Source organism: Mycoplasma sp. 1012, from assembly GCF_054343455.1.
Map to the genome: position 1 here is coordinate 1 of NZ_JBTGVG010000023.1, position 15,006 is coordinate 15,006.

Annotated in this window: 13 protein-coding genes, 1 tRNA gene and 1 other RNA gene; 2 read left to right on the forward strand and 13 right to left on the reverse strand. The window is 22.5% G+C overall.

What is annotated here, in order from left to right; all coding sequences use genetic code 4:
• Nucleotides 1-81: 81 nt before the first annotated feature.
• Genes ACXX89_RS03280 through ACXX89_RS03290 form a run of 3 tightly spaced genes read right to left on the reverse strand, consistent with a single transcriptional unit; the run spans nucleotide 82 to nucleotide 4,362 of the window.
• Complete coding sequence (locus ACXX89_RS03280) at nucleotides 82-894, reverse strand: hypothetical protein (RefSeq protein ID WP_458557650.1); 813 nt, start codon at nucleotides 892-894, stop codon at nucleotides 82-84.
• Between the two features lie 57 nt (nucleotides 895-951).
• Entirely contained in the window at nucleotides 952-1,845 is an 894-nt protein-coding gene (locus ACXX89_RS03285; RefSeq protein ID WP_436359075.1) for an RluA family pseudouridine synthase, read from the reverse strand.
• 3 nt (nucleotides 1,846-1,848) lie between these two features.
• Nucleotides 1,849-4,362, reverse strand: coding sequence for a DUF31 family putative serine protease (locus ACXX89_RS03290; RefSeq protein WP_458557651.1), 2,514 nt, complete (start codon nucleotides 4,360-4,362; stop codon nucleotides 1,849-1,851).
• 33 nt (nucleotides 4,363-4,395) lie between these two features.
• Here ACXX89_RS03290 and ACXX89_RS03295 point away from each other — a divergent pair.
• Nucleotides 4,396-4,481: transfer RNA gene (locus ACXX89_RS03295), tRNA-Leu, on the forward strand.
• Nucleotides 4,482-4,554: 73 nt separating this feature from the next.
• Here ACXX89_RS03295 and greA read toward each other — a convergent pair.
• The 10 genes from greA to ACXX89_RS03345 are packed head-to-tail and all read right to left on the reverse strand — an operon-like array spanning nucleotide 4,555 to nucleotide 14,560.
• Nucleotides 4,555-5,052: a transcription elongation factor GreA gene (gene greA, locus ACXX89_RS03300; protein WP_436359073.1), complete on the reverse strand. Its 498-nt coding sequence runs from the start codon at nucleotides 5,050-5,052 to the stop codon at nucleotides 4,555-4,557.
• Between the two features lie 32 nt (nucleotides 5,053-5,084).
• Nucleotides 5,085-5,705: a BC85_0335 family putative methyltransferase gene (locus ACXX89_RS03305; RefSeq protein ID WP_436359072.1), complete on the reverse strand. Its 621-nt coding sequence runs from the start codon at nucleotides 5,703-5,705 to the stop codon at nucleotides 5,085-5,087.
• A gap of 1 nt (nucleotide 5,706) precedes the next feature.
• Complete coding sequence (locus ACXX89_RS03310; RefSeq protein WP_458557652.1) at nucleotides 5,707-6,036, reverse strand: hypothetical protein; 330 nt, start codon at nucleotides 6,034-6,036, stop codon at nucleotides 5,707-5,709.
• A 1-nt stretch (nucleotide 6,037) separates the two neighbouring features.
• Nucleotides 6,038-6,457: a Holliday junction resolvase RuvX gene (gene ruvX, locus ACXX89_RS03315; RefSeq protein WP_436359070.1), complete on the reverse strand. Its 420-nt coding sequence runs from the start codon at nucleotides 6,455-6,457 to the stop codon at nucleotides 6,038-6,040.
• Nucleotides 6,458-9,085: an alanine--tRNA ligase gene (gene alaS / locus ACXX89_RS03320; protein ID WP_458557653.1), complete on the reverse strand. Its 2,628-nt coding sequence runs from the start codon at nucleotides 9,083-9,085 to the stop codon at nucleotides 6,458-6,460.
• Nucleotides 9,086-9,098: 13 nt separating this feature from the next.
• Nucleotides 9,099-10,214, reverse strand: coding sequence for a tRNA 2-thiouridine(34) synthase MnmA (mnmA, locus tag ACXX89_RS03325; RefSeq protein ID WP_458557658.1), 1,116 nt, complete (start codon nucleotides 10,212-10,214; stop codon nucleotides 9,099-9,101).
• 60 nt (nucleotides 10,215-10,274) lie between these two features.
• A complete protein-coding gene (locus ACXX89_RS03330) occupies nucleotides 10,275-11,813 on the reverse strand; it encodes an alpha-amylase family glycosyl hydrolase (protein ID WP_458557654.1) in 1,539 nt (512 codons plus the stop codon).
• 34 nt (nucleotides 11,814-11,847) lie between these two features.
• Entirely contained in the window at nucleotides 11,848-12,777 is a 930-nt protein-coding gene (gene holA, locus ACXX89_RS03335) for a DNA polymerase III subunit delta (protein WP_458557655.1), read from the reverse strand.
• Nucleotides 12,778-12,779: 2 nt separating this feature from the next.
• On the reverse strand, nucleotides 12,780-14,135 hold the full coding sequence (locus tag ACXX89_RS03340) for an MAG0480 family ComEC-like protein (protein WP_458557656.1): 1,356 nt from the start codon (nucleotides 14,133-14,135) through the stop codon (nucleotides 12,780-12,782).
• Nucleotides 14,060-14,560 (reverse strand): MAG0490 family ComEA-like DNA-binding protein, encoded by a 501-nt coding sequence (locus ACXX89_RS03345; protein ID WP_458557657.1) that lies wholly within the window; start codon nucleotides 14,558-14,560, stop codon nucleotides 14,060-14,062. The genes ACXX89_RS03340 and ACXX89_RS03345 overlap by 76 nt, the downstream gene beginning before the upstream one ends.
• 81 nt (nucleotides 14,561-14,641) lie before the next feature.
• On the opposite strand from ACXX89_RS03345, the gene rnpB reads away from it, so the two are divergent.
• Nucleotides 14,642-14,923, forward strand: an RNA gene (gene rnpB / locus ACXX89_RS03350) — RNase P RNA component class B.
• The last annotated feature ends 83 nt before the right edge of the window (nucleotides 14,924-15,006 follow it).

Sequence of the window (15,006 nt, forward strand, 5' to 3'; positions counted from 1 at the left end):
ATCTCTTACTAAAAAGTAAGCAAGAGAAATTTACACAAAATATCTTACACTACCTTCCACTTTGATGGAATTTTTTTCTGTTTAACTTAATCTAACTATTATCTTAATTAGTTCTTCTTTACTTAAAGAATCAACACCTGAAATTTGCAATTTTTCTGCTATTTTGACTAATTGTGCTTTATCTAATTTAGATAATTTTTGTTTTAATTCTTCTTTTTTTGGATCTTGTTCTTCTTTTGTGACTTCAACAGTTTGTCCTTCTTTATTTAAAGGTTCTTTTATATTTTCATTAGGATAAATATTTTGTTTTTGAAAATCTTTTAAAATTGCATTTAAATCAAAATTTTGTGTAAATTTTTGAAATTGTTCATATTGATAGGCTAAAACAAAAGATCTTTGAATTGATCTTAAAAGTTTTCATGGATATCACATAATTAGTGAAAATACTGCTAATATTGTAAATAAAATTATTGGTGTTATAAAAATAAAACTTTTAGTATTTGCTGCATTTCTTATTATTGGTTCTCTTATCAATAAACTTACAAATCAAATTAAAATTCAAATTAAATAAAAAGATAAAAGGTTTAATCCACCAAGAAAAGAAAAGTTTTTATTCTTGTTTATTTTTGTAAATGAATTGAAAAATAAAAAAGTAACTATAGAAATTAAAAAAGTAGAAGTTACTGAAAAAATTAAAATTGTTTGTAGAAAACTAGCGAAAGTTGTATTTTCTTCTTGTGAATAATTACTATAAAAAATAGCTGTCACTACAAATAAAGCAGATGAAAGAATAATCATTAAGATTAATATACTACTAAAAAATCATAAGCTATTTTTATATTTATCTTTTTCATCTCATAGTTCTTGAAGTGTTTTTTCTGGTTTTAAAATCATTTAGTCTCCTTTTGTGAATATTATACCATTTTATTTAAAATTTGGCAATCATTATCTTTAATTGCTAATTTCAAATTCTTTTGGCAGTGGTGCATTAAAAATCATTTTTTTGCCATTAGGATGGGTAAATTCTATTTCATAAGCATGTAATCTTTGGTTAAATTCATCAACTTTCTTTCCATATAGTGGGTCTCCATATACTGGGTTTTTAATATATGCCATATGTACTCTAATTTGGTGAGTTCTTCCTGTTTCTAGTTCACATCTTATTAAAGAAAAGTTTTTTTGATTATAAGTAAAAAGTTTTTCTAAAAACACATGTGTAATTGCTTCTTTCGAATTTTGTTTAATTACAGTCATTTTTTGGCGATGAAGTGGGTCTCTACCAATTGGTAAATTTATGTGCATTATTTCATTGGAAATAAAACCTTCAACAATAGCTTTATATTTCCTTTTGATTAAGTGATTTTTTAACTGTTCTGCTAAAAAGGAATGACTTTTGTTATTTTTAGCAACAATCAATAAACCTGATGTGTCTTTATCTATTCTGTGTAAAATTCCTGGTCGCATTTGTCCATTAATATTTGATAAATTATTATTAAAATAATATAATAGTCCATTTACTAAAGTTCCTTTTAAATTCCCAGGAGCAGGATGAACAACCATACCCGTTGGTTTATTAATAACAATTAAATCATCGTCTTCATAAATAATATTTAAGTCCATTTTTTCTGGTTCAACATTAATTTCTTTTACAGGAATTTCCTTTATATAAATTTTTTGATTTTCAAAAACGATAAAATTAGGTTTTAAAACTAATATTTCATCATTTATATAGACGTTTTTGCCTAAAATTAATTCTTTTGCATCATTTCTAGAAATATCAGAATTATCACTAATATATTTATCGATTCTTTCTTTATATTTAACTTCTAATACTAATTCTTCCATATTTTAATATTTTACCTTTGCATCTATATCATCTAAATCTGTTACTATATTTTTGGTTTGATCTAATCATTTTCTTAAAACTGTTTTTTGATTATTTCTTTTTATAGAAATTGTATCTATAATTCCTGTTCCAAAGGATAATCCTTTTTCATTTTCATCTCCAAAATATCCACCTCAAAAAATACCTACAACTTGCCCAAATTGATTTAATACAAGAGAACCACTCATTCCATGACCACTATAAATACCAGGTAAATGAATATTTTCTTTGAGAGAAGTATATTTTTTATTATCAATTTCTTGAATTCTGTAGCTATCATTATCATATTTTAAATATGGTGATTGACTAACTTCTACATATTCATCACCACCTAAATAACCAGCAAATGTTAGTTCCATTGGTAAAGGTAATAAGTTATTTTCACTATTAACTGATTTAGGAAAGTCAATTCTGTCTGTTATTAAAAAATTTAATTTGTGTTCATCGTAATATTTAGCTTGATCTGGTTTAAATTGTTCTACATAAGTAGGTTTATTAAATATATTTCTTACAACCTTATCTTCTGGAAAAGTTACTTTTATAAGGGCAAAATCTGTATATTTGCCTTTTTCTGGAGAATTTTCTCCTAATGGAATGATTTCTAAATGTTTTCAAAATTCTTCTGCTTCTTTTGTTATGTAAGGTGATTTATTAATGTTGTAAGCATAAGGTTCATTTATTTTACGATCAAATCTTCTAAATACTTGTGAATATGAAACTCCACTAGGTGTAATAGGGGTATTTATATGAGGTAAACTTCTATATTTTGAATTATAACTATAAGCAAATGAAGAAACTTTATCTTTATATTTTAATAAATCAGAAACCACATGTATATTAGTAGCTAAATAATATGTATTGGTATTTTTTTCTTTATCAAAAATTCAAGCTGTCCCACTTATAACTCTTGAAGTTTTAGCATTGTCATTAACAATATAATGAATGGATAATGTTCTAGATTTTAAATCATCTAAAATTTCTTCTTTGCTTTTAATTTGTCCATTTTCTGGAAAGTCAACAGCAATATTATTTTTGTCAGAAGGGTTTCCTTCAAAAGGAATATATAACCTATTTTCATCACCATTTCAATTTTTAATTACAAAATTTAAGCTTTTATTAAAAATTTCAAATTTTGAAGAAGTTGAATAAAAGAATTTAGAATAATCTGCTCCAAAAGGAGAAAATCTGTTTTTAAATTCATTGCTTTCAAAAAAGTTCTGAATTTTATCACCTATAGTTTCGTATCTTAAGGTTTTATCACTAGAATTTAAACTACTTACTACTAAATCTTGTTTAGTTTCTATATTGTATGATTTATTTATATAATTTTTATTAATTTTTGTAAATTCAAAAATTTTGGAACTTATTGTATTAAAATTAAATACTTTAAAATTAAATACTTTTTGGATTTTTGAATTTTTTTCAGTTATAAGAATATCTATATTGCCATCTTGATCATCAAGTGTCTGAGTCAATATTTTAAAACCAAATTCATTAAAATTTATATTGTTATTTAAATTAAAAATTTGGTTAAAATTAGTAATTTTTGCAGCAGAGATTACAGAAGGAAAAATATCATTAGCATTTTTATTTAATTTAAAATAATCACTTACATTTTCATTAAATAAAATGGTTTTTTTATTCAATATTTCTTGATTATCTTTAAAAGAAACATTATCAATAGTTATAACTTTTCCGTAAGAATAATCAGGAAATGAAGAATGAGTAAGAGTGAAAATTATGCTTATTTTCTTTGTAATAGGATTATAAGTATTATTGAGAACCACTATTTTTGCTTTATAATTTTCATTTTCTTTTAAAATTATTTCTTTAGTTTTTGTTGATGAGTTTGTTTGAATATTAAATTTGGCATCATCTAAAGTAAAATAATCTAAAAAGTTTTCAGATGTAAGGGAATTATGATTTATTGAAGATAACTCTTGTAATCTTGTTAAAGATAAATTTTGTAAAGCATTATTAATTCTTGTTTTAAATCTGATGTCTCCTACTTTTGTAGATTTAAAACCAGAAACTATAAATTCTTTTTCTCCTGCGATAGTTTCTGTTCTTTTATACTTGCTTGTCATTTTAACTTTAATTGTTCCATTAAAGTCATCTGCACTATTTGGTACTTCTTCTAAATCAATATCAAATTTTTCTAAAATATCTGTGGTTTCTATATTCGGTTTTATTCTATAACTTAAATAACTTCTTAAATATGAAATATTATCTGGTTTTGAAATTTCACTTGGTAATATTTCATCTAAACCACTTTTTGCTTCAATGGCTATAAAATTATCAACACCATTATTTTGAATTTTAGTGTTGTTTCCATCGTTGTTGTTTATGAAGTCATCATAACTATTTTTTATAATGAAATAGGAACCAACAACTATTGAAATAACCGGGATTGCTATTATAGAAGATATTCCCAACCAAAAAAGTCCTTTTTTATTTTTCTTTTTATTTTTTTCCATTTTTCACTCTTTTTATGTATAATTTTTATTATTGGCTCATTGGTGAAATGGTAGACACAGGAGATTCAAAACCTCCCGCAAGAGATTGCATATCGGTTCAAGTCCGATATGAGCCACCATTTGTTTTTAAAACGCCTTTTTGAATAAAAAAGTTAGTTAGAGTAAAATTTCTCTTTTATTTCTAACTAACTTTTATTTTGAAATTTCTAAAATTTCAACTGAATATTTATCAGGAGCATCCACATCAACTTTTTCACCAACTGAATGATTTAAAACAGCTAAAGCTAATGGTGTTATATTGGAAATTTTTAATTCTTCAGGATTAGCATCCAAAGAACCTACGATTTGTACTTCAATAATATTTCCTTCATTTTCTTTATTTTTTGCTTCAAAAATTCTTAATTTAACTTTTGAACCAACAGAAACTACATTATTTTTTTCAACTTCAACAATTACTTTAGCTTTTGAAATAATATGTTCTAATTCTGTTATTCTTGCTTCAAGTAATCCTTGCTTTTCTCTTGCTGCATCATATTCAGCGTTTTCAGAAAGGTCACCTTGATTTCTAGCATCTTTAATATCTTCAATTACTTTAGGTCTTTCAACATTAATAAGATTGTGTAATTCTTCTTTAAATTGGTTTAAACGCTCTTGTGTTAGTAAAATTTCATTATCGTTTTTTTTCTTCATTTTGCCTCCAATTTATATTCAATTTTACCAAATTAAATAACTATTAATAAAAAAGTATTAGAAATTTTTATATAGTTATGTTTTAAATTTTTATTTTTAACAAATTCTTTGATTTCTTTTGTGAAACTTTTTTTATTTGTTTTCAAAACAAGCATTCTGTTTTCTTTTAATAAAGAAAGCATTTTATCTCATTCAATTTTATCATTAATATTTGCTGTATCTATGAAAACAAAATCTAATGAGCAAGAATCTAAAGAATCAATATTAAAATTATTAATATTCATATTAAATCTCTTTTGCAAGTCATTTATTTTGGAACTGCTTAAAAAGGAATTTAAATTTTGAAGTTGTTTATTAACTACATAAAATAAAAAACCTTTTTCTTCAACAAAAAGTAAATTTTTGTAATTATTTGCATCAATAGTATTCATAAAAAATTCAAATTCTTCTACCATTCACTCTGTAGCATCTTTTATTTCTTCTTGAATTTCTTCTTTAAGAAAATGTTTATTTTCTACTTCGAACTTTTTATTTTCTTCTTTATATTTTTGAATTTCTTTATTTGTATAAATTTTTAAAATAAAATAAATTAAAAATCCTATAAATAAAACAACAAACATAGAAGTAATTAGAATAATTTTTCAAATTTCCATATTATTCCTCTTCTAGTTCATATGAAAGAAATTTAAATATGTCTATTTTAGTATCATTTAAATAGAAATTTTCTTTATTTTCTTCAATGAAATCATCAAAAATAGAATTAGCAATATCATATTCATCTTCTTCTAAATTGCTATAAATTCCTTTATCTTCGTCAAATTTCAAAACATTTATAGAGTTTTCTTCATCTAAGAAAAATATTAAATTTTCCCCAACAACATCATTAGAAAACAACATTGTTATTTTTTGGGAAATTTCTTTCCCTGTTTCATCAGTAAACATTAATTCTGTTTTTCTACTTTTATCATTTAAATCTATTTTCATATTATAACCTTATCAAATAATCTTCTAAAATTAGTTGTGCTGCTAATTTATCTTTACTTTTTTTTCTTTTTTTTCTTGATATGCCTGCTGAAATCATTATTTCTTCAGCTTTTTTTGTTGTTTCTCTTTCGTCAATTAAAATCACAGGTAAAAGAAAAGTTTTTTCTAATATGACTTTAAAATTCTCAACCATAATAGTTCTTTCACTTTTGTTTCCTGTCATTTTGAGTGGATAACCTAATACAAATGTATCAATTTCATATTCATTTAAATATTCACTTATTCTTTTAACTACTTTATCAAAATCATTTTCTTCAAACCTAAAATTTTCAAGTCCAGTTGCTAAAATGTTAAATGGATCACTTATTGCAAAACCACATGTTTTAGTTCCTAAGTCTAATGCTAATTTTCTCTTGTTCATTTAATTTTTCAATATAGAAATTATATTTTTCTCTGAATCTAAATTATTTTCTATATTTCCTTGAGCTAAAATTGAACTTCCACCACCAGAACCTTTTACAAATTTTAAAATTTTATTAAATAATTCTTTACAATCTTCTATTTTTGAACTTATAGTTAATAGTAATTTTTCATTTTTTGCAGAACCTAAAATAAATGTTATTTCTGGATTGTTTTCTCTTAAACTAGCTGCTAAATTTTTTATTGTGCTTGCTTCTAAATTTAAATTTATATAATATTTTTTATTATTAATTTCTATTGGGTTTATATCTAAATTTATGTCAATATTTTGTGAAGTTTTAGATATATTTTTAAAATCTTCTCTTGCTTTTTCAATTAATTCATTTACTTTTTTAAGTGTTTCTCTATCTCCGTTATTTTCAAAATCAGTTATTTTATAATTTGGTTCTATTTTTTGAATTTTATGACATAAATTATTATAAATTTCTTGATTCTTACCAATTTCTTGCTCAAAATATTTAGAAATCATTTTATTTGATGTTATGGCTTTAATTCTAAAAATCCCAGTTCCTTTATTTTCTACTGATACAATTTTAAAATCTTCTATTAAACTTGTATTACAAATATGGGTTCCACCACATAAATCGGTAGTAATGTTTTTGAATTCAACAAGTCTAACATTATTTTTATCCATATATTCAGCTTCTTCAAGCGTCATTATAGCATTCATTTTTTCTGCTTCTTTTATAGAAGTTTCTAAATATCTTCTATCAACTGAACTTTTAATGTAAGAAATAACTCTATTCTCGATTTCATCAATTTCTTTTTCTGATGACTTTTTATCTAATGGGAAATCAAATGTTAATCTATTTTCATTATTATCTGAACCTAACTGCTTAATAAACATTCCATATTGTTCTCTTAATGACTTGAATAATAAGTGAGTACTTGAATGATTTCTTTCTAAATTTGCTCTATTATCTTTATCAATAAATAATTCTGCTTCTGATTTTTTATTTAATTTTCCTTTTATAACATGGACATTGTTTTGAAATTTATCTTTAAAAACTTCTATTACTTTAATTATGTTGTTATCTTGTTTGATAAATCCTTGATCATGTTTTTGACCACCGCCAGTTGCATAGAAAACAGTTTTATCAAAAATAACATAACTTAAATCTTCATCAGAAGTAAAATCAATTTCTTTTTCAGAAGAAGCTAAAAACTTAATTTTTGCTTTTATTTCGCTATTTTCATAACCGACAAATTCAGATATTTTGCCTTTAATTAAATTTAAAGAATTTATAACTTTTTTCATCCCTTGTTTTTTCTCTCCACGAGAAATATCAGCATGTTCCTTTTTATATTTATCAAATTGAGAAATATCAAGTGATACGCCTTTTTCTTGAAGGATTTCTTGAGTTAATTCAATCGGAAATCCATATGTTTCAAACAATTTAAAAGCTACTGAAAAATCAAAATTTCCTTTATTTTTTTCTAATTCTTGATCTAAAAGTTTTTGTCCTTGTTCGATAGTTTGAGAGAATAACATTTCTTCATGTTTTATAATTGTTTCTACTTTTTTAACATCAATTTCATATGGTAAAGTATCTTTAACAATTTGAGTTAATTTATATAAAAAGGTTTTTTCTTTGATTCCAAGTTGTAAACCAGCTCTATAAGATCTTCTAATTAACCTTCTAATTATATAACCACGAGAAACGTTTGATGGTTTTACTCCATCATTTATAGCATTAACAACAGCTCTTATATGATCTGCAATAATTTTAAATTTTATATTAAAAAATTCTACTTCTTTGTTTTTAATAAAATAGTTATTTGAATCATATTTATAAGAAGTCATTTTTTCAACTTCTTTAATAATTGGTAAAAATAAGTCTGTATCAAAATTAGTTGGAGCATCTTGTAAAATTGATACCAATCTTTCAAAACCAGCTCCTGTATCAATATTTTTTTGTGCTAACTCTGTATAGTTGTTTTCACCATCATTATTAAATTGAGAAAAAACGATATTTCAAATTTCTATATATCTATCATTTTCGATATCTTCTTTTAATAATTCAATTCCTCTTGAATCAAATTTTTCACCTCTATCAAAAAAAATCTCAGTACATGGACCACAAGGACCTGAACCAATATCTCAAAAGTTAGTTTTTCTTGTTCCTTTGATAATATGAGATTCATCAATTCCTAAAGATATTCATTTATTTTTAGTAATTTCATCTTCTTCAAAGTATGTGAAATATAATTTTTTTAAATCAAAATTTAAGCATTTGGTTAAAAATTCATATGCATATTCTATTGCTTCTTCTTTAAAATAATCACCAATTGAAAAATTACCTAACATTTCAAACATTGTATGATGTCTTGTGGTATAACCCACGTTTTCTATATCATTGGTTCTTAGTGATTTTTGAGAGTTAGTTAAACGATTTTTTGGCGGTATTTTCTTTCCTGAAAAATAATCTTTTAAAGTTGCTACACCTGAATTTATTCACAACAAAGAAGGATCATTAACTGGGACTAATGATTTTGTTTCTACAATTAAATGATCTTTTGATTCAAAAAATCTTAATCATTTTTCTCTTATTTCTTTTGATGTTAACATTTTATCTCCTTTATTATAAATAATCAATTTCCTTGTTTTTTCTGTATATTTTGTCTATAATTGCTCCTCCAAGACATTTTTCGCCATCGTAAAATACTACTTGTTGCCCAGGAGTTACAGCTTCAGAACCTTGCGGATAAAAAACAGTTATATTTTCTTTATTTTCAGATATTTCTATTGTAACCGGAATGTCTTCTTGTCTATATCTGAATTTAGCTGTGATGTTATTCATATTAAAATCTCAATTATTTAAATTTAAATTAGTTGCTTTTAATTTATCTGATATTAATCATTCTTTTTCTGATGCTGGAGCCACATAAATAATCTTTTTTTCTATATTATGACCGACAACAAAGAAAGGTTCTTTCATACCACCAAGATGCAACCCTTTTCTTTGTCCTAAAGTATAATACATAGCACCTATGTGTTCACCAACAACCTTATTATTTCTTATATCAACAATTTGTCCCGGTTGAGAAGGGATGTAATTTTGCAAGAAATCTTGAAAATTCCTTTCTCCGATAAAGCAAATTCCTGTAGAATCTTTCTTTTTGGCTGTAATTAGACCTAATTTTTCTGCAATATTTCTAACTTCTTTTTTCTCTAAATTTGCAAGTGGAAATAATGTTTTAGAAATTTGAAAATTATTTAATTGAGCTAAAAAATAAGTTTGATCTTTTTCTTTATCCTTTGATCTAAATAAAAAACCATTTTTTGATTTTGCATAATGACCTGTAGCAATAAAATCGGCTTCAAATTCTTGTAAAACAAAATTTAAAAATTTGTCAAATTTTATATATTTATTACATAAAATATCAGGATTTGGAGTTCTCCCTTTTTTATATTGTTCAATAAAGTCTTGAAAAACATATTCTCAATATTCTTCAATAAAGTCTTTTCTATATATTGGTATATTCAGTTTTTTTGCAACTTCTTGAGCATCTGCTCAATCATTTTCTTGCGGACATTGTTCTTGATTATAGTCATTTCCTAAAATATCATTATTTATTAATGAATCTCAATTTCTCATAAATACACCAATAACTTCATGACCTTGCTCCTTTAATAAGTGAGCTGCTACCGATGAATCTACTCCACCAGATAATCCTACAATAACTCTTGCCATAATAAACACTATTATAATAAAAAATATTAAATTTAAGCCTATTTTGCTTAAATTTTTATATTTTTAATATTTTTCCCTTTCAAAAATTAAAACTTGATATTTTGATAACTTAATATTATTTTTATTATTTACTTTCAAGTTTGAACTTGAATATTTTAATTTATATTTTTCTAAATTTAAGATTGATCACTTGTTTTTATTTGTTAAATTAATAAGAATTAATATTTCAGTTCTAATAAAATTAATTTTATATTTTAAAATTGAAATGCTTGGAAAATTTAAAGAAATTTTTAAATTTTTAGAACTATCAAAATCGCTAAAAAATAATTTTTTAAATTTTAGTAATTTAATAATTCAATTTCATAAAGACTCTTCATTAGTAAAATTATCATATAAATTATTACTTTTATAATTTTCAGGTTTTTTGAAATAATTTATTTCATTTTTATTAAATCCAAGCCCTTTATTTCCAAATCAAGCAAAAGATGTATTATTATTTTTAGCACTTAACTTTGATCTAACATTAAAATAAGATTCCGGTGTAACTCCTTTGTATTCTAAAAATCTTTTTCTATAACTAAAATCTTTTTCATTTAGTTCATCTTCGCTTTTGAAGATAATATTTTCCTGACCGATTTCATCTCCTTGAAAAAAATAATTATTATGATTATTTAAAATAAAAACAGAAAAAATCATTTTCTTAAAAGCAAGCATTTCTTCTTTGTCTTTGCAAGCACAAAGTCTAGATGCTATTCTCCCATAAAATTCATTATTCATTACAAAAGAAGTTTTTATATTAGTTTTCAATATTTTTATAAAAAAAAGGATGTTTTTTAATCAATTATACTTAGTTAAATAATCATTTGGATATTTTTTGTGAAGTCAGTATTCTGAATAATAATCTAAAAATAATTCATCAAATTTAAAATTTGATAAAATATTTGTCTCTAAATTATGTTTATAAAAGGAAAAATCTAAAGAAGCAAAAATTTTAATTTTGTTATTAATTAGTTTTATATTTTCAATTAAGTCATTAATTATAATATGAGAATTTTCATTATAATTAATTTCTGGTTTATTAATATATAAAATATTTTTAAAAACTATGCCATCAATTCCCAATTGATTGTAAAAATTAATAATTTCTTTAAATTTTTCTTTTTTTTCAGTTCTTAATCATTCTAGATCAATAACTTTAGTTACATCTTTTTTCATTATAAACTCAGAAGTTTTACTAATTTCCTGTAAATCTTCTTTATTTTTGCTACTATAAATTGTTTTATAATTGCTAAAATTTTCAAAATATTTATCAGATTTTTTAAAATCAAAAACCATATTTACTTTTATATCTCTAGATTTAAAAATGCTTATCATTTCTTTTAAATCTAAAATATCTCCATAATGGATTTTAATAAATTTTGGATCTTTAATTTCTTCATAGTTATCTAAAATAGAAGGAATGATTATTTCATCGATTCCTAATTCTGAAAAATAGGATACTTTAGAAGATATCCCTTTATAATCCCCAACACCTGAAGATGTTGAATCATAAAATTTTGTATTTAATATTTCATAATAATTTTTTCTTATTTCGCTTCTCATTATAATAATAATTATATTTTAATTTGTTTAAAAATTATAAATAAATTAAAAATGTTTCAAAACCTTCCTTTTCTTGCATTTTTCCTGATTTTATTAAAAAATCTAATTCAGATAATTTTTTAATTATGTTAAAAACATACTTTTCATCTTTTCTATTATTTTTTAAAAATTCTTTTGCTTTTTTAATTCTAAAAGGATGAATTTTTATTTTCTCAGCAAGTTCTTTTTCACTAATTTTTTTATTGTCAAAATGAATAACTTGAAATAAAACATTAAAAAAAGAAAATATTTGACCAATTAAATTATTTATTGAAAAACCTTCAAGTGTTTTTTCTTTATAAACCTTTCAAATTTCCTCTATATTCAAATTTGATAAGGAATTTATTAATGCAAAATCATTGTCTAGATCAGTTAAAAAAACCAATTTTTGAATACTTGTTTTAGTAATTACTGTATTATAAATTAGCAATTTATCAATTTCTTTTGAAATAAACATTAAGTCATTTGGTAAAAGTGATGCTAAATATATTAAATCTAATTCTGAAATTTCTCCCTTTTTAGCTTTTATTATTTTTTTGATATATTCATTTTTTTCTTTAATATCTATTTTATTTAATTCTTTATGGAAAGAATTTGACAATAAAAATTTAAAGAGTGGTGAATTTATTATTTTTCTCTCTTTTTTTTCAAAAAAACAACTAAAAATAATTACTTTTTCTTTATTTGTTTTTATGGAATTTAATAAATCTATTAATTTATTTACTTCTGGATTGAAAAATAAATCAGTATCTTTTATTACTAAAACTTCTTCATTAATAAAAATGTCTTTAGAATCTATTTTTTCAAGCAATTGATCAAAAGAAATTCCAGAACAAATTGTGATTTTGTAGTTTGGTAATTTGGAAATAATTTTTTTTATTTCTCTATTTATTAAAAACTGTTCATTACCATAAAAAAAATACATTTTTACTCCTTTTCTTTATTTTTTTTAAAATTGATAATATTTAAAATTAAAAAATAATTACAAATAACAATTAATGATATTATAAAAGAAAAATTTAAATTTACATAATATTGATAAGGATAAAATCATTTAACTATATAAATAAATACCAACGAAATAAAGTCTAGTATCTCCTTATTTCAAATAAATATAAAGGAAAAAATATAAAGAATTGAAATAATAGGACTGAAAACTACTGAATTTAATATAGATAAAATATTGTAATGTGTTAAATCTACGATGTTTATAATTAAAAAACCGATAATGTTGCTGCTAATTGAAATTAATAAAATATTAAGAAATTTATTTTTTATTTTAAACTCTAAAATAAAAAGAATATTTAAAGTTATTAAAAAAGTTAATATAAAGGAGACAGAAAAAATAACATTAATATTTATAATTATAAAAATTAAAGCTATGAATATTAAAATTTCAATTCTATTAAATTTATTTTTCAATAATTTTAAATTTATATAATTAAAAATTATAAAAACAAAAGCACGTACACTTGAAATTGAAAAATCTAAAATCATTAAATAGACAAAACAAAAGAAAAAGAAAAAAATAAAAAATCAGATTTCTTTAATTTTTAAAAAATTAAAAATTTTCTTAATGAAAAGATTTATTAAACCAATATGAAATCCCGAAATAACAAATAGATGATAAATAGATAAATCTTTAATAATTTTAACTATTTCATTAGATTCATTTGTTTTTTCTCCAATCAAAAGCATTGGAACAATTTTTGCATAATTTTCTTTACCACTTAGTATATATTGTTTTATATTATCTAAAAAAGAAAAATGTTTTTCTTGAAAATTTAAATACAACACTTTTTGAACTTTGTATAAAATGTTTTTAGATTTTAAGAATAAATTTCAACTTAATTTTTCGTTATTATTTTCAATTTTTGCTATTTCTAATTTTGCATTATATAAAGCATTTTCCTGTATATCAGGATAATTAATAAGCACTTTTCTAGATTCAAAATCAAAAAAGAAACTTTTTTTCGATAATTTATAAAATTGAATATTATTTTTTTCAATTACAAAAGTCTTTTTTTCACTATTTTGACTAAAAAATAAAATAAAAAAGTAAATGGTAAATAAAATTAAAAAGGTTATGTAAAGTTTTGATTTTATGTTTAAAAAATATATAAAAATGATTAAATTAAAAAATAAAAATAAATAATTTAAAAAAGTGAAACTTATTTGAAGAAAAATAATAAATATAATTAATAAAATTAAATCTCAAACTCTTCTTGCAGAATTTTTAGAGTTTTTTCACCTAATCCATTTATTTTTAAAAAATCTTCCCATTTTAGTTTTTCTGTATCTTTATCTTTTAAAAAAAGTATTATTTTTTTTATTATATTCATTCTTATACCAACTTTTTTAAACTCTTCTTCTGTAACTTTATTAATTTTTTTCTTTGTTTTATAATCAATAAAAGGAATAAAAATTTTTTTATTTTCAATAATTTTTTCTTCAAGATTTATTTTTTTAATATCTGCATTAGGTTTTAAATTAAATTTAAATAAAACATCTCTTAACTTAACCCCTTTATCGAAAAATAATCCGCCTTGATATGAAACAGCTCCTGAAATTTCTAAAAGAACTTTTTCTTTTTTTAAGAAATTTTTCTTGTTTTGTTGCTTATAAATAAAGAAAGAAACTCCACCAACCAAAACCAAGGAAAAAAGCAACAAGGAAGATATAAAAAATTTTTTTCTTTTCTTAACCATATTAAATATTTCTTTTTTTGAGATAAAAGTCAAAAAAAGGAAAAAAATAGGAAAAATGCTTTTATTTTGCTAAAATAATATAGCATTGGTCAATTGCTGCAAATATATTGTAGAGGAAAGTCCGCGCTAGCACTATCTGAGATGATAGTAGTGTTCATGTTGGATCTAATAAATCCAAGCTTAGACGACAAGTGCCACAGAGACGAGCTTATTAAATTAAGGTGAAACGCGGTAAACTCCATGAGCTAGAAACCCAAATTAAGGTAGGGGAACTTTATTTTTTGAAATGAAAAAAAATAAAGAGGTTTTAAATCTAGATAAATAATTGACACTTTTATAAAGTACAGAACGCGGCTTATAGATGCAAAAAAACCAGTTTTTATTTAACTGGTTTGCTTAATTGTAAGATCAAGTGCACCACTTTAAAGTAAAATTTAAAGTATGGG